The organism is Paenibacillus sp. 2RAB27 (assembly GCF_052115445.1).
Lineage (GTDB): Bacteria > Bacillota > Bacilli > Paenibacillales > NBRC-103111 > Paenibacillus_E.
In genome coordinates, this window is sequence record NZ_JBFRGR010000006.1 from 283383 (window position 1) to 299102 (window position 15720).

The following is a 15720-nucleotide window of genomic DNA, read 5'->3' on the forward strand; positions in this document are numbered from 1 at the left end:
GGTGGGGGAGCATGTTGAAGAAGTACCCAATTATAGCATCGGTGACCAAAGACGATCAGCTCGCGAAAGTACTTGAAAGTGATGTGACCCGAGTTAATCTAATGACTGGTCATATTGGCAATTTGGAATCCATTATGGGGCAGCTTCACCAAGCAGGCAAACAAGTGTATGTCCATCTTGAAATGGTAGGCGGCCTTGGCCGGGACGCACATGCGGTAGGGTATTTAGCCGAAAAGTTTAAAGTGGACGGAATTGTTACGACCAAGTCCAATGCAGTTGCGGCAGCTAGACAAGCCGGTATCAAAAGTATACAGCGTATTTTTATTATTGATACGGCTGCCCTACAAACGGCAGTCCGGATGATCAACAGCACACAGCCGGACGAAGTGGAGCTCATGCCAGGCTTAATGCCGAGAGTGATCAAAGAATTGAAAAACACCATCAAACAACCGTTAATTGTCGGAGGTCTTATTCGATACGAAAAAGAAATTGTAGAAGCGCTAGAAAGTGGTGCGGATTACATTTCCATTGGAGATCCGAGCATGTGGAACGGACGTTAAGTTTACAAAATGACTAAATTACGATAATTTTCCGCTTACAATTATCCTTTATAGTAAAACTATGAATATCACACGAACTGAAACATCGGGTCGAGACCAGGAGAAAACCCTTGTCCAGGAAAATGTGAAAATAAGCAGGAGCATGCTTGTCATACTCTGAATTGGCTTGTTTTCGTGTTTTTTGGATAAGGGTTATTTTTATTGAAAGTGAGGCAGTACTGTGGCAGATACATCTAGATTTCCTGAACGTGGAATCGATGACAAGATTACTACCCAGCATTTTCAGCGAACACATTCAAGGAAAAGCAGTAAGGAGTTGCATTCATTCAAAGGCTATTTATTCGATTTGGACGGTACCATTTATTCGGGCAGTAAGCTTTTGCCGGGTGTATTGAGCACCGTGAGCTGGCTGCGTGAGCAAGACAAATCGGTGATGTTCGTTACGAATACGACGATTCGGACCAAGGAAAGCGTGCATCAGCGGCTTATCGAATTAGGCGTTCCTTGCGAAGTGGATGAAGTACTCACGGCCTTATGTGTGGCTGGGAAGTTTTTTCAAGAGCTTGAGCCGAATGCGACTGTATTGATGATCGGTGAAGCGGCCATGGAGCTAGAATTGGCGCGTAATCAAGTAAAGACGACAGAGAATCCGCTGCTCGCAACACATGTGCTTGTCGGATTAGACAGGCAGTTTACATTTGAAAAGCTAACGGCGGGCGTGAATGCCCTGCGAAATGGGGCTAAGCTGATCGCTGCTAATCCGGATCCCTTTTGTCCAATCGATGATGGTGTGATCCCGGATACATGGTCGCTTGTGAAAGCACTGGAAACAGCCAGCCTTCAGAAAACCGTCCATGTGATCGGCAAACCATCCGCTTACTATGCGCAAAAGGCCTTCGACCAACTGCATATTTTGCCATCGGAGTGCTTAATGGTTGGTGATCGGTTATCCACCGATATTCAATTCGGGAATTCGAACGATATGTACACCGCACTAGTACTGACTGGTGCTGACGCGAAGAACGACATCGTAAGGACAGGCATTGAACCTGATTATATTTTGCAAGAGCTAAGTGAAATTACATTTAATCAACTTTAGGAGGAAAAACAATGAAAAAAGCACTCGTATCATTACTAATGGTAACTCTGGTAGCAACAGCTTGCGCGAAGGGTGAGAGCAACACGGATACCAAGACAGCTGCAGCATCGACATCCCCGACGGCAAGCGCGGAAGCAACAGCGAACACGAAGCCAGTTGAACTGCAATTTTACTTTCCTGTAGCGGTAGGCGGTCCGATTACGAAACTAATTGATCAGCTAGCTGACGATTTCCACAAAGAAAACCCAACGATTACGGTTAAACCCGTTTATGGCGGCAGCTATCAAGATACGATGACCAAGGTTGCAACTGCTGTACAGGGAGGCAACTCGCCAGACGTAGCCGTGCTGCTTTCGACTGATTTGTACAGCTTGATTTCCATGAAAGCTATTGAAGATTTGACACCTCGCTTCTCTAAAGAGTATTTTAGCGGCTTCTATGAAGCGTTTATGGGGAACACCAAGTCAGGGGATACGGTATGGAGCGTACCGTTCCAACGCAGTACGATCGTGCTGTACTACAACAAGGATTTATTTAAAAAAGCAGGTCTTGATCCGGAGAAGGCGCCTGCGAATTGGACGGAACTGAAAGAATATGCAGCTAAGCTCACGACCAGTGACAAATCGCAGTGGGGGCTTGAAATCCCGAGCACGGGTTATCAGTATTGGATGACGCAAGCATTATCCCTTCAAACAGGCACCAATATTGTTTCGGCTGACGGCAAGCAAGTGTTCTTCAATAAGCCGGAAGTGCAGGAAGCTCTGCAATTTTACACGGATTTAGGTCGCAAGGATAAAGTTATGCCAGAAGGTACACTGGAGTGGGCAACCGTGCCTTCCGATTTCATTAGCGGGAAAACGGCTATGATGTATCATACAACAGGAAATCTGACCAAAGTCAAAACGGATGCGAAATTCAACTTTGGTGTAGCGTTCCTGCCAGCCAACAAAAAATATGGTTCACCGACAGGCGGCGGCAATCTGTATGTTTTCAAAAATATTCCAGATGACCGCAAAGCAGCATCCGTTAAATTCATTCAGTTCTTGACACAGCCAGATCGTGTAGCGCAATGGTCAATTGATACCGGCTATGTAGGCACGACGAAAGCTGCTTATGAGACAGACAAGCTGAAAAACTACATTAAGGATTTCCCGCAAGCGGCTGTTGCTAGAGATCAACTCCAATATGCGGACAGCGAGCTTTCGACATACCAAAACGGTCAAGTAACGAAGCTATTTAACGATAACATCCAAGCAGCTTTGCTAGGAACGATGACGCCGAAAGAAGCTTTGGATAAATCCCAACAGCAAGCGGATGACATTTTGAAAAGCTTTCAAAAATAGCAGCAAGTAAACGTACAAACGGCAGGGAAGCGTTCGGCTAACGGAGGTTAACTCCAAGTTAGTGGCCTGCGCTTCCCTGCCTCAGGCTTTCACGACTTGTGAGAAAGAGGGAATTTCCTTGATGCAACCGTCACTTCGAACAAAAAGGAAGATCAACTGGAGAGAAAATAGTTTCGCCTATGCATTGCTCATACCCTCACTCTTATTTTTAGGCTTATTTACGTTTTACCCCATCTTAAAATCGATCTATTGGAGCTTCTACAGCTCCGATTTCACCGACAAAACGTTTGTCGGGTTGGATCAATATGTGCATGTCTTTCAAGACGATATTTTTTTGAAAGTGTTAAGAAATAATGTGCTGCTTGCGATCGGCACGGTTCCGGTGAGTATTTTACTAGCTATGTACGTAGCCGTATGGGTCAATAATAAGCTCAGAGGCACAGGCTTGCTGCGTGCACTCTTTTTCTATCCGACGGTCATTCCGATGATTGCTATCGCCAATATATGGCTGTTTATTTATACACCTAGCTATGGCTTGCTCGATAAGTTTTTAAGTGTGTTTGGCATACCGACTCAGCATTGGCTAGGAGATCCGAATTGGGTCCTCTTTTCGATGATGCTGATGGTGATATGGAAGGAAACAGGATTTTTTATGATTTTTTATTTGGCTGGCTTGCAAAATTTACCGAAAGAAGTGTACGAAGCTGCGGAAATGGAAGGGGCACGCCCTTTTCAAACTTTCCGTAAGCTGACGTTTCCACTTTTAATGCCAACCACGCTATTCGTGATGGTAATCGCGACGACGAATTCGTTTAAATTGGTAGATCACCTGTACATTATGACGAAAGGTGGTCCGAATAACGCAAGTAATTTGCTGTTATATCATATTTATGAGACGGCTTTCAGCTTCTGGGATATGGGAAAAGCATCGGTCCTTACCGTCGTGCTGCTCGTTATCTTACTTAGTATCTCCATCTTTAATTATGCATTTCTGGATAAACGGATCCATTACTAGAAAGGAGTCAGCATCATGGTCGTAAGGGTCACTAATCGTTTGGTCATCGCGCTGCTGGCGATCGCTTTTGCTGTACCGCTCGTATGGGCTGTCTTTACTTCATTTACGCCGTCGAGTGAAGTCATTACCCGAGTAAACCCCTTTGCGGTTCAGCATCCCACCTTCCAAAATTACAAGACTGCTTGGGAAACCATCACCTTCCTTCGCTATTATTCCAATACGATCATCATTGTACTTGGTGTGCTGGCTGCACAACTGATTACGGCTACGCTTGCGGCGTATGCTTTTGCTAGATTAAATTTCATAGGTCGAGGCGTTATGTTCATGCTCTTTCTTGTCCAAATCATGATACCGCCTGACATACTCATTTTTCCGAATTACACGATCATGAAAGAGTTGGGCCTGGTTGACACGAAACTGGCGATCATGCTGCCGTATTGGGCATCTTCGTTTAGTGTATTCTTGCTTAGGCAAACGTTTAAGCAAATACCAATGGATTTAGACGAAGCTGCAAGAATGGACGGCTGTCGTTGGTGGCAAACGCTTTGGCACGTGTATCTGCCTTCAGCCAAATCGACCTATATCGCGTTTGGGTTAATCTCCGTCAGTGCGCACTGGAACGATTTCATGTGGCCGCTGATCATCACGAACTCTATCGAAACGAGACCGCTCACGGTCGGGATTGCGATTTTTGCCCAATCGTTTGAGACAGGCGCGCAATGGGGGACGGTAACAGCGGCTACTGTGTTGGTCATCCTGCCGCTATTAACCGCATTTTTCGTCTTTCAACGTCAGTTTGTAGAAAGCTTCATGCATTCGGGTATTAAATAATGATGGTTGGAAAACAACCAAGAAGCTGATTCATATCCTGCCTGATTGGTTAAATCTTCCTATAAAGACTTTACAATCAGGAGGGATGAAGCTTGAGTAAAAAACTCGCAAAGCGCAGACGCACACCTCTAGCCTTATATCTTGCAGCACTTACAATTACCGTGGCGATCAGTCATATAGAAGCAAAGAGCTAGCTTAAGCGTTTTTCCTTGCGTACTTATATGAAATAGAAAAAAGCCCAATGCATGGGCTTTTTTTGCTATCAGAGCATTATAGACACGAGAGAGTACTAGCCGCATGGATCTTTTCCCCTCATTTTAATCAAATTGAACTTCCTGATTCAAAATAATCTCTTTAGGCGGAGACTCCATCGGGCTGGCATACGGAATTAAGGCAAAATGTAAGCCCTCTAAGTTGTCAGGTAAACGCGGTGTGACAAGGTAGGTTATCTGGGTTTGCCCGCCGCCGCCGCTTGCGCCATTTCTCATGACACGATAGAGCTCAGCACCAATGATATCAAGCTGGAGTTGTGGCCGGAAGTTGCCAAAATGTCCATCGAGTTGTATGAGTTTGATTTCAACGTAGACAATACTGCTGTGTTGGTGCTGCATGGTATGTGTCAATGTATACGAAAAGTCACCGACGACGGTTTTCTTCATGATGGGCACGACGTGCTCCAAATCACCTGGTTCATTCGGCATAACAGGGTAATGCTCATTCAGACTGTTAAGGAGCCAGTTGATTTGTGGAATTTCAATACCGAATCGCGTTGACCATTCTTGAAGGACTTCCTTTTGCGGGTAAAATCGTCTGCCTTTGGCAATGGATTTGCGCTCCGTTAGCAGTTGCAGAAGCGATTCATCAATTTTCTTCATTTCATCATTGTATTCATTGGGTACCAAATGCATTTCGGACCAACCCATCGTCATGTACCTCCATTTTCCAATTGTATCCATGTATTATACCGGTTAATGAGAGGTTGGAAAAGTTTTGTGAAAAGTTCAGCTGTTCTTCTGGACGATTCCCCATGTTTTTGGGACGGAAGCCCAAGCAGGACACGTTCGAATGGTGCTACTCTTTAGGTAATCTTTTTATAAAAAGGAGCTGCCCAAACAATGAATTCGACGTATGCAAATCACGCCAATAAGGTATGGCAAGAAATGATGAAGGATCATTCCGGCGAATGGGGAATGGACATTCATCACTGGGACTGGGTGCCTGGTGTGGGTGTGATTGCCATGCTGGAATATTACGAAGCAACGGGTAAACCTGAAGTATTGGCTTATTTGCAGGCGTGGGTGAAGCACAATAGTGAAAAAGCGAAAGGGACGAAGGTGATCAATTCGATCGCGCCTTACGCCATTTTCCCAGCTTTGTACCGGATTACGGATGATGCTTGGTTCCGAGATGAAGCGGATCGGGTAGCGGAGTGGCTGATTAAGGACACACCACGAACTCGCGAAGAAGCCTTCGAGCATACGGTGACGGAAAATGTGGCGTTCGCTGAACAGGTATGGGCGGATACGATATTTATGGCTGTACTGTTTCTAGCGCGCACAGCGTCGTTGGTAGGCAGTAAGATGTATGCGGAGGAAGCATTGAAGCAGGTGCTTATCCACCTTCGATTGCTGCAGGATGAGGAGACGAATGTTCTTTTCCACGGTTGGAACTGCGGATCGGGTGATCATATGTCAGCGGCGCGTTGGACGAGAGCGAATGCTTGGATTGCTGCAGGGATTCCGATGATCGTGAAGGAGATTGATCAGCTTGTTGCCATCCCGGATGAGCTTAAGGAACGATATGGACGCTTAATGTCAGGACTGCTTGCGTACCAGCAGGAAGACGGACTTTGGAGTACGGTTATGGATCAACCACATTTTTATCGGGAAGTGTCGGGCAGTGCGGGAATTGCTTATGGCCTTATGAAAGGCATGGAGCTGGGATTAATCCCTCGTCTTGAAGAGACAGCCGCCTCCGTGGAGCTCGTATTTACTTCGATTGTGCCGTATATCACGGAGGAAGGTATCGTGAAGGGGGTATCCGGGGGGACGCCAGTGATGCCAACGATTCAGGCCTACCAAGATGATATTCCAACGTATCCAACGTTATATGGACAAGGCCTTGTGTTAATGCTCTTGGTTGAGGCACTGCGAGAGGAGAAGTAAGTGATGAGTAGTGAGCAACTCTTGGAGGCAATTATGATCTTTTATGCTATGGCGGTCAGGCTAATATTCAACGAGCAGTTGATATCCTTGAAGTTGTGATGGAGCGGCAGGATAAGGATTCATCGCGAGCCACATATGGCATTTGGCCCTACAATTATGAAGAATCACTGGATGAAATGGATCGACCGGACTGGAATATGGCGGATTTTCAAGGGAAGAAATTAGTTCTTATCTTGAAAAATTATGCGGAATCTCTTCCTGTGGCATTAGTCGAACTGATCCGTGAAGCTATTTATCACGCCTGCCAAGCGATTATCCGGCGAAATGTGGGACCGCATTATACGAACATTGCGATTATGGGCGCTTGGCGAGGTTGATGGCACGCTATCGGCGGTTGATATTCGACTTGGGGCCAATTCTGTGATAGCTACAATAGGTGCTCAGGAGGAGCAGATGTCGATCACGGTGCCGATAGCGCCAGGGAAGACGTGGGACTTCTACCGAAATAATCGTGTTCAGTTACCTCAGAATTTACTTGAAAGCGTATAGTAAGTAAGGTGTTAAAGAGGTGCAGGAATGCTTTCCTGCGCTTCTTTTTGCGCGTTCGCCATTTTAACTGGAAAATAGGCTGTTAATTTCGCCGAAGTTGCCATTAATTTCAATTTAGATGGATTATATGTAGCTAATCTAGCCGAATCAGGCGATATTGAACTATTTGGCCGAATTTAGCTGCAGGAAATCCAGTTATTTCCTAATTCGAGCGGAATCGGGCCAATTTAGCTGCATAAAATCCAGTTATTTGGCAGCAGAGGTGGTCATAACTGGCAGCAAGCGTTTGGTACTAGTTAGATTTAATGTTTCGTTTAAAAGCCTCACCCCTGTACTGCTTCGGCGTCAAGCCGGTTTCCTTTTTGAACACGTGGAAGAAATGCGACATGTCGCCAAACCCGACGGCAGCTGAGACTTCCGAGATAGCTAAATCGGTCTCCATCAACAATCGCTTCGCTTTATTCAGCCGATATTCAATCAGGAACTGTTTAATCGTCGTTCCGGTTGTCTCTTTAAACAACGTAAAGAGTTGCGAACGTGAGACCGGGAAATGTGTCACAAGATCTTCAATGTGTAAGGGCTCCTGATAATGTGCAATCAAATAGGAAAGCACATCACGGGCGAGATACTGGTCACCTGTAGTTAGCGTTGTCGTGTACTCATTTTGTAATCCAAAAGAAAAAAGGAAAAAGTCGGCGATGCATCGCAGCACAGCTAGCTCATAGCCCATCTCCTGCCTAACTAGTGCCTGTGCCAGTTCAGCAAGTAGGGTCTGGACACGATCTAACTGCGGGGCGCTTAGGAAAAAATGACTAGAATCCGGATGGCGCTCGGCAAGTAATCGAGGAATGGAGAGATCAGACAGTTTACAAATGGTGTGCAGTTGATCTAAATAGGATTCATCTATGGAAAAGACATAACGATGAAATTCTTTGCTATGTCCGTGGAATGGCCGATGAATGACATTCGGATGAATGATCGTAAGGCTGCCTGCATGAAGCGGATACAAACGATCACCAACGATATAAGTGCCTGTACCTTGTAAAACCAGATAGATCTCATATCCGTTATGCGAATGCAGTAACTGGTGCTCCTGATCAAGCGGAATCGTCCGAAATTCACAGTATATGGGATAAGTAGCCAGAAAATGATTCGTATAATCATCGATAGCGAAGTTAACCGGTTCATTTCCCATCCTCATTTAAACCAGCCCTTCTTCTGGAACCACGCAAACATACCGATGCCAATGCCAACCATGATGGCGAGTATGGCGAAATACCCCCAATGCCATTCTAGTTCAGGCATGTAAGCAAAATTCATCCCATACAACCCAGCGATAAACGTTAGTGGCATGAAAATCGTCGTAATGACCGTCAATGTTTTCATAATCGTATTCATTCGATTCGAGTTGAGCGAGATATAGCTATCCCGAATATCCGCTGTAATCTCACGGTTGGAGTCCACCATTTCAGAGAGCTTGAGTAGATGATCGTGAATATCCGTGAAAAAAACGAGATGCTCACGCACCTGTTCAATGCGATCTGTACTGATAATGCGATACAGCAGGTCACGCATTGGGACGATGGTACGACGTAATTTCAACAGCTGGGAACGAATTTCAAAAACCTGGTTCATCAACGCATCGATTGCTTCAGCATTCATTTTATTCTCCATATCATCGAGCAGATCTTCAATTTGATAGACACTAGGGAAATATTGATCGACAAGATTATCTAGAATTAAATACGCTGCATGGATTTGCCCCTGATTTCGCAGATTTTCTTGCTGGGACACCCGGGCCCAAGCATCTTCTATTTCTCTGGATTCATGCAAATGGAAGGTGACAATATAGTTGCTGCCGAGATACAGATCCACTTCTTCCGCATCCAGTGTCTTCGGATCGATGGCGTGCATGACGAAGAAATGAACGTCTTGATAGTGATCTACTTTCGGTCGTTGCATGAAATGAAAACAGTCCTCGATGGTGAGGGGATGAAAGTGGAAATGATCCTTCAAATTTAAGGCTTCTTTGTCATCTGGATTATAGAAATCAACCCAGTACCACCGAATTGTGGGGGAGGATAATTCCTCAAGAGGGAGATCGTGGATCACAGCATAATCGGTTGTGACGGCAAGCGTTCTTATCATATAGGACTCCTAGCAAATCATTTTATCGTAGGCATTTGCTTCATTTTACCATACAATGGAGAAAGATTAGAATGGAAAGAGGGATTGGGATGAAGCTCTCCGTTTGTATGGATGCGCTCTATAAAGGGCGTGATTTTCGGGAAAGTGTGAATGAACTGAAGGAGATCGGTTACGATACAATTGAGTTCTGGTCTTGGTGGCAAAAGGATATTGACGTTGTCGCGGCCGCTGTGACGGAAGCGGGAGTTTCGATTTCGACATTTTGCACGAAGTTCACGAGTTTGGTTGATCCAACTCAGCGTAGTGTCTATCTCGAAGGGCTCGTCGAATCGATCGCCGTCGCGAAGCGCTTGAATTGCACCAAGCTCATTTCGCAAGTAGGACAAGCACTCGAAGGCGTGTCGCGAGAAGCTCAGACGCAATCGCTAATTGAGGGGCTGCGGGCGTGTGTGCCTATTTTGGAAAAAGAGGGCGTAACACTGATGATTGAACCGCTGAATACGCGTGTTAATCATCAAGGGTATTTCTTAGCTTCATCGGAAGAAGCTTTCCATATCATCAACGAAGTAGGCAGCCCTTATGTGAAGATCTTGTTTGATATCTACCATCAACAAATCACGGAAGGCAATGTGATCGCTAACATTCGAGAGAATATCGGATTGATCGGCCATTTCCATGCGGCTGGCAACCCTGGTAGACATGAACTGGACAATGGTGAGCTTAATTATGAACAGATTTTCAAAGCCATTGATGATACCGGTTTTGATGGGCATATGGGGCTGGAATATTTCCCATTGGAGGAACCGCAGGTAGGGCTTCGAAAGCTGCTGAAGTGAGAATTATAGGGCGCGCGGCTTTCAGGTTGGAAACGAGAAAAATTTGTAACACAATTGGAACATTCCTGTTACAGTCCTCTAACATAGAAAGGGTATTATAATAAACAAGACCCCCTTTTTTAATATAAACTTTGGACCTGGCCCCGTTGGCTAGGTCCCTTTTTTTTATTCTCAAGAAATTGGACGTTTTGTGATTACTGATGCCAGATACGGTACAAGATGACGGCAGCCTAAGCTGCTCCTTCATTACCTATGATTGAATGCGAAAACGTTGCAGCAACAAATACCCACTTATGCTAGTGGTTCTTTTTTGATAGACGATTTTGAAATCGTCCAATAAGCAACCTAATGCCGTACTAAGCAAGCCATTTCTTACCAATGTTGCCCGGCAGGGTTGCGAACTACCAATGACACGAACCGAAGTAATTCTCCGCGGGGAACCTGCAACAAGAGGGTTTCTAGACCAACTGATCAAAACTAAGTCAGGTTGATGAACAGCTTTAACTTTTACACAAGCCATTCCAATCACCTCGTTTCTAGTTAGCATCTGTAACCCTATATAGAATGCATGCTAGATTAACTGTGTGCTGGACAAGGGCGGAAATAGAAACCATAGATAATTCCCTATATTCTTGGATAATATAACCAAATAGATAGGTGTAGTCCTGAAGGAGGATTCATAGTGAGTGAAATAACGTTATACGATAAGCTTGGCGGAGAAGGGGCGATCACGGCAGTGGTGGACTACTTCTATGAGCTGGTTTTGGCGGATGAAACCGTCAATCACTTTTTTAACAATACGGATATGGAGAAGCAGCGTAAGCATCAGGCGAAATTTTTTAGTTTTGCGTTAGGGGGGCCGAATCAATATACCGGGGCATCTATGGCCAAGGCGCATGCAGGGATGAATCTGCAAGAAGAGCATTTCAAAGCGATTGCGACTCATCTTCATGATGCGCTTGCTCATTTTAAGGTGGGAGCAGACGAGATCAATCAAGTGTTGGCGAAGGTGTCTACATTGAAGGACGATATTCTACATAAATGAGTGTTTGTTAAAAAGGAGGGATTCCCAATGGCTATCTATGTGGCKGGGGATCCTTTTTTTGCGAGTTAATGGACTTGGAGGAAGTCCGTTTGGTGAATACAGCAGTGGAAGATGCAGAAAGGCATCCTTTTTCTTCGAATTAACCTCTTTAGATGAAATACGTGCGAAAGTGCAACTATTTTTGCGGGCATTCCTACTATTGTCCTCTTTCGGCCCAAAAGGTTGCCTTTTTGCACGTATTCCTCCTGTTGAGCTGTTTTCCCCGAAAATAAGTGTATATTTGCATCTTTGACCGTAGGAGTGGCGTACACGAGGTCATTATATACGCAAATAAAGGGACCCAGCCACCAAGGCTGAGTCCCTTTCCTTTCCCTTTACCGCCTTACCGTTCCGAGCGATAAATCTCCTTCACTAAGCGATAGGCCAATTTCGGCTTGCGATACTCACTAAGCAATCCTTTATTATTGAAGCTCCGCGCGCGATCGCGGAAGTAAGGTCGGTCACTCCGCACATCGACACGAATGTCGGCGAAGTGCCAAATGAGCGTCCCGACGATGCGAGGGTCGTCGCGGAAGATTTTCAAAGCACGTGTGACGACATCCGCTTGGTAGTCTTCACTGAACAGGCGTGGCTCCCAGCCAGCATCGCCAAAAATCCCCGCCGCGCCGAACTCGCTCATGATCACAGGCTTGCCAGCAGCGCCTTGCTTCTCCGCATTGATGAAGTAGTCCTCCAGCATAGTACTAAATCCATCCACGCTGCCTTCATACCAGCCGTAATATTTGTTAATCCCGATGACATCAAAGTAGGAGAGCACGATATCTTCCACAGGTTGCATAGTGGCATAAGTGACGAGCCTGCTAGAGTCCATGCTGCGGATTTTGCTCACGAAAGCTTTCGTAAGCTCTAGTGCTTCTTGGGTACGCGTATCGATTTCGTTGTGCGCTCCCCAGAAAATGATGGACGGATGATGGTAGTCGCGGCTAATCATTTCGCCCAGCATATGAACGCCGCGCTCTCTGAAGATCGGACTTGCCAACGTTTCCACACTCATGAAACAGCCCCACATCGGAATCTCACTCCAGAGGAGCATCCCGTGCTCATCCAGCAGATCGATCCAGAACTGGCTTTGCGGATAATGGGAGCCCCGAACGATATTGCAGCCCATATCGGTCAAAATGTCCAAATCTTTCAGCATCAGCTTCGGCGGGAATGCAAATCCCCATTCCGGATGCTCCTCATGGCGATTTACGCCTTGGAGGTACAGCTTTTTACCATTCAGCAGGATATCACTGCCCTGAACTTCAACCGTACGGAAGCCAGTCCGATCGATAAGATCATCTTTACCAGCTTGGACAGTGAAGGTATAGAGCGCAGGTTGGCCGACATCCCAACGCTTAATATTTGCCAGACTGCCACTTAGGGTGAGGCTAGTCGTTTGACCCGCAGCAACCACGACATGATCAGCCGAGAGGGAAAGTCCTTCCGTACGAGCACTTACCTCAATCTGACAGTCTTCTTGGCTTAACGAACTGACTTGAATTTGCAGCTGAACATCCGCTGTATCGTCCTTCAATTGATAATCAATTTTCATGGAGTCGATGTAGACATCTGGCAGCTCCTGAAGTTCAACAGAACGAATGATGCCCCCGTAGGAGTGCCAATCGGCAATATCTGTCGGTAAAGTCTGCCAATCAACCGTATTATCAACGCGAATCACGAGTTCATGCTTGCCTGCACTTAGGTGGGGGAGAATCATAGAGAACTGTGTAAACCCGCCAAAATGGTAGCCAATATGCTGGCCATCCACGTACACATCAGCATGGTGAAGAATGCCTTCAAACACCAGTCGAATATTCGCGTCTTGCAGCGTATCAAAATAGGTGCGATACCAAGCGGCACCAATATAATCGTAAATACCTAATTCGTTATTCCAACAAGAAGGGACGACGGACTTTTTTGACCCGGCAGGGAAGGTTGACGCCCACCCCTCAGAAACACCTTTATTGTCAGGATCCGTGATGAAATCCCATAATCCGTCCAAAATTCGAGTAGGTCGTAAGTTATGCTGCTGAAAAGTACGTATCACGAGCATTAAGCCCCTTTCATGTATGTTTCGTAAAGCGTATCATAGAAGAAGAGTCCATTTGAATGGATAAACCTCATCTCTATTTGTCAAAATCGCTACAGGGTTGGTGAACAAAACCATTGAATAACCACCGTATTTATCATCATCGGCTTTCGTATGAGAAGCCACCCGATCCTGGTTGGAAAGATATTCGAAATACAACAGATGTGCACTCACTGTATTGGATTCGGAGTGGTGAAGGGGAATTTCACCATGAGATGAATGAAGTTCCGCTGCATGTACAAGCCGGGAGTTTGTTTTATTTGAAGCCTGGGTTTAAACTGAACATGACTTCGTCTACAGACAATCCGTTATGTATTAGGATGCTCCTTTTTGATGCGTTTGATATCCCATATGAGCATCTCAATTGGCTGAAGCCAGTTCCTGTGGAGGAACTGCGAATTCCCTTTTATAAACCGTACACGTTAGAGCAGTCAGATTGGCTGGAAGCGCAGTTTACTCGCTTGTGGTCAATGAGGGGAACCGACCCGCATGAACGCCAAGCGGAATTCCAATATGTATTATCACGATTAATCCAATTTATGAAGGATACGGATACGTCTAGCGATCCCTACATGAAAGCCTTTCAGCAAGCGAAGCTGTGGTTGGAAACCTGTTATCATCAGCCTATTCGGTTGGAAGAACTGGCGAAAGCCTACCATATCTCCGTGTCGCAATTACGCAAAATGTTTATGAAGTATGTGGGCATCTCGCCCAAAGCGTATTTAAATCAGATTCGGAATGAGCAGGCGAAGACGATGCTTTTACTGACAGATGAGCCCATGAAGGCGATCGCGGATGCTTGTGGATTTGCAGATGAGTTTCATTTTGGTAAAATGTTTCGAGTATGGAACGAGATTTCACCGGTTCGTTTTCGAACAATGAACAAATAGAGAGGGGCTAACCGACTTATGGGTGCCGAAATTGAAAGAAAGTATTTATTGCCCGCATTTCCTGCGGCTGAACTAGCAAATAATGAGTTGACGCAAGTGTCTAAACAATATATTTATCAGACGTATTTGGCTTTCTCGGACGATCAGGAAATTCGCGTACGCCAGCTAGTGGATAGTTCAGGAGAAGCACACTTTACGCATACGTTCAAGTCGGGACATGGGATGGTTCGAGAAGAAGTCGAATACAGCATCACGGAGCCTATCTACAAACAGCTGCTTGAGCGCACAGGATTAATTCCATTAGAGAAGATTCGTACGACCCTCGAAGCAGATGGGGTTACTTATGAAATCGATGAGTATAAACAAATTGACCTGCTTGTCGTTGAAGTGGAGTTTCCTGATTTGCAGACTGCGCAGCAGTTTGTACCGCCGAGCTGGTTCGGAAGAGAACTTGGTTCAGAGGAAGAGTTCCGTAATAAGTCGATGTGGGTTGCTTTACAGAAACGCTAATTCCTCTCCCAGATTCATTAGCGAAGTATGAGTAAAAAACATGCTTCCCTAAAAGTCTAGATAGAAGTTTTACAACATTTACTAGGTATCATCTAAGTATTGTAAGAACTTCTAAAGGGATTGCGAGGGGCTATTCATGAATTTAATCCACTATTACCGTCAACAGTTTGTCGAGTTAACAGCCCAGTTTGAGAAAGTGTGGGAGGAAGATTCGCATTATAAATTTGGTTTTCTTTGGCGTTCACATGTGAGTTCCTTGTATAAAGAAATGTTCCAAATGACACAAACGAGACAGGAACCGCTTTATTTGATGTATGCCATGGAGCTTCCTGAGTCTTATAAAAGAACGAACATTAGCGAGGTTATCAAAAATGTTGCTTCTGCTTACGAACTGTCCATGTATGTGTTCTCAAGTAAAATTATGTTGACATCATGTGTTTCCATTGAAAATTTACAGCAAACGTCATTAGGCTTTATTCACCAAGCACGTGCCGAGATGATTGATTTAGTCTTCTCTGCGATTAAACAAGTCGATTATGAAACCGTGTAGACCTTACACAATTCGACATCTATAATAGATGTAGATGGACGAGATTGC

Annotated in this window: 17 protein-coding genes; 13 read left to right on the forward strand and 4 right to left on the reverse strand. The window is 45.3% G+C overall.

Annotated features, from left to right (window positions below; all coding sequences use genetic code 11):
- Positions 1 to 11 precede the first annotated feature (11 nt).
- From AB4114_RS12140 to AB4114_RS12160, 5 genes are all read left to right on the forward strand, one after another.
- A complete protein-coding gene (locus AB4114_RS12140) occupies positions 12 to 560 on the forward strand; it encodes a glycerol-3-phosphate responsive antiterminator (protein WP_441988690.1) in 549 nt (182 codons plus the stop codon).
- 220 nt (positions 561 to 780) lie between these two features.
- The gene (locus AB4114_RS12145; RefSeq protein ID WP_312886288.1) at positions 781 to 1659 is read left to right on the forward strand and encodes an HAD-IIA family hydrolase; all 879 of its coding nucleotides are present in this window, start codon (positions 781 to 783) and stop codon (positions 1657 to 1659) included.
- A gap of 11 nt (positions 1660 to 1670) precedes the next feature.
- Entirely contained in the window at positions 1671 to 3002 is a 1332-nt protein-coding gene (locus tag AB4114_RS12150) for an ABC transporter substrate-binding protein (RefSeq protein WP_171631847.1), read from the forward strand.
- Positions 3003 to 3123: 121 nt separating this feature from the next.
- Positions 3124 to 4017 carry a carbohydrate ABC transporter permease gene (locus AB4114_RS12155; protein ID WP_441988740.1) on the forward strand — a complete coding sequence of 298 codons (894 nt, stop codon included), beginning with the start codon at positions 3124 to 3126 and terminating at the stop codon, positions 4015 to 4017.
- 15 nt (positions 4018 to 4032) lie between these two features.
- Positions 4033 to 4848, forward strand: coding sequence for a carbohydrate ABC transporter permease (locus AB4114_RS12160; protein WP_171631846.1), 816 nt, complete (start codon positions 4033 to 4035; stop codon positions 4846 to 4848).
- 317 nt (positions 4849 to 5165) lie between these two features.
- Here AB4114_RS12160 and AB4114_RS12165 read toward each other — a convergent pair whose 3' ends face one another.
- Entirely contained in the window at positions 5166 to 5771 is a 606-nt protein-coding gene (locus AB4114_RS12165) for a hypothetical protein (RefSeq protein WP_441988691.1), read from the reverse strand.
- A 192-nt stretch (positions 5772 to 5963) separates the two neighbouring features.
- Between AB4114_RS12165 and AB4114_RS12170 the strand changes: the two genes are divergently transcribed.
- From AB4114_RS12170 to AB4114_RS12180, 3 genes are all read left to right on the forward strand, one after another.
- Positions 5964 to 7013 (forward strand): glycoside hydrolase family 88/105 protein, encoded by a 1050-nt coding sequence (locus tag AB4114_RS12170; protein ID WP_441988692.1) that lies wholly within the window; start codon positions 5964 to 5966, stop codon positions 7011 to 7013.
- A gap of 98 nt (positions 7014 to 7111) precedes the next feature.
- The gene (locus tag AB4114_RS12175; protein ID WP_441988693.1) at positions 7112 to 7390 is read left to right on the forward strand and encodes a hypothetical protein; all 279 of its coding nucleotides are present in this window, start codon (positions 7112 to 7114) and stop codon (positions 7388 to 7390) included.
- Between the two features lie 43 nt (positions 7391 to 7433).
- Entirely contained in the window at positions 7434 to 7562 is a 129-nt protein-coding gene (locus tag AB4114_RS12180) for a hypothetical protein (RefSeq protein ID WP_441988694.1), read from the forward strand.
- A 292-nt stretch (positions 7563 to 7854) separates the two neighbouring features.
- On the opposite strand, the gene AB4114_RS12185 is transcribed toward AB4114_RS12180, so the two are convergent.
- On the reverse strand, positions 7855 to 8763 hold the full coding sequence (locus tag AB4114_RS12185) for a helix-turn-helix domain-containing protein (RefSeq protein ID WP_441988695.1): 909 nt from the start codon (positions 8761 to 8763) through the stop codon (positions 7855 to 7857).
- Positions 8760 to 9710, reverse strand: coding sequence for a magnesium/cobalt transporter CorA (gene corA / locus AB4114_RS12190; RefSeq protein ID WP_441988696.1), 951 nt, complete (start codon positions 9708 to 9710; stop codon positions 8760 to 8762). Before corA ends, AB4114_RS12185 begins: the two co-directional genes overlap by 4 nt.
- 71 nt (positions 9711 to 9781) lie before the next feature.
- Here corA and AB4114_RS12195 point away from each other — a divergent pair, with 71 nt between their 5' ends.
- Positions 9782 to 10546, forward strand: a complete 765-nt coding sequence (locus AB4114_RS12195; protein ID WP_441988697.1) for a hydroxypyruvate isomerase family protein — start codon at positions 9782 to 9784, stop codon at positions 10544 to 10546.
- A gap of 682 nt (positions 10547 to 11228) precedes the next feature.
- Positions 11229 to 11591: a group I truncated hemoglobin gene (locus AB4114_RS12200; RefSeq protein WP_441988698.1), complete on the forward strand. Its 363-nt coding sequence runs from the start codon at positions 11229 to 11231 to the stop codon at positions 11589 to 11591.
- Positions 11592 to 11973: 382 nt separating this feature from the next.
- On the opposite strand, the gene AB4114_RS12205 is transcribed toward AB4114_RS12200, so the two are convergent.
- On the reverse strand, positions 11974 to 13680 hold the full coding sequence (locus tag AB4114_RS12205) for a glycoside hydrolase family 2 protein (protein ID WP_441988699.1): 1707 nt from the start codon (positions 13678 to 13680) through the stop codon (positions 11974 to 11976).
- A gap of 119 nt (positions 13681 to 13799) precedes the next feature.
- Here AB4114_RS12205 and AB4114_RS12210 point away from each other — a divergent pair, with 119 nt between their 5' ends.
- From AB4114_RS12210 to AB4114_RS12220, 3 genes are all read left to right on the forward strand, one after another.
- Positions 13800 to 14612: an AraC family transcriptional regulator gene (locus tag AB4114_RS12210; RefSeq protein ID WP_441988700.1), complete on the forward strand. Its 813-nt coding sequence runs from the start codon at positions 13800 to 13802 to the stop codon at positions 14610 to 14612.
- An 18-nt stretch (positions 14613 to 14630) separates the two neighbouring features.
- The gene (locus AB4114_RS12215) at positions 14631 to 15122 is read left to right on the forward strand and encodes a CYTH domain-containing protein (RefSeq protein WP_441988701.1); all 492 of its coding nucleotides are present in this window, start codon (positions 14631 to 14633) and stop codon (positions 15120 to 15122) included.
- A gap of 136 nt (positions 15123 to 15258) precedes the next feature.
- On the forward strand, positions 15259 to 15672 hold the full coding sequence (locus AB4114_RS12220; RefSeq protein WP_171631822.1) for a hypothetical protein: 414 nt from the start codon (positions 15259 to 15261) through the stop codon (positions 15670 to 15672).
- The last annotated feature ends 48 nt before the right edge of the window (positions 15673 to 15720 follow it).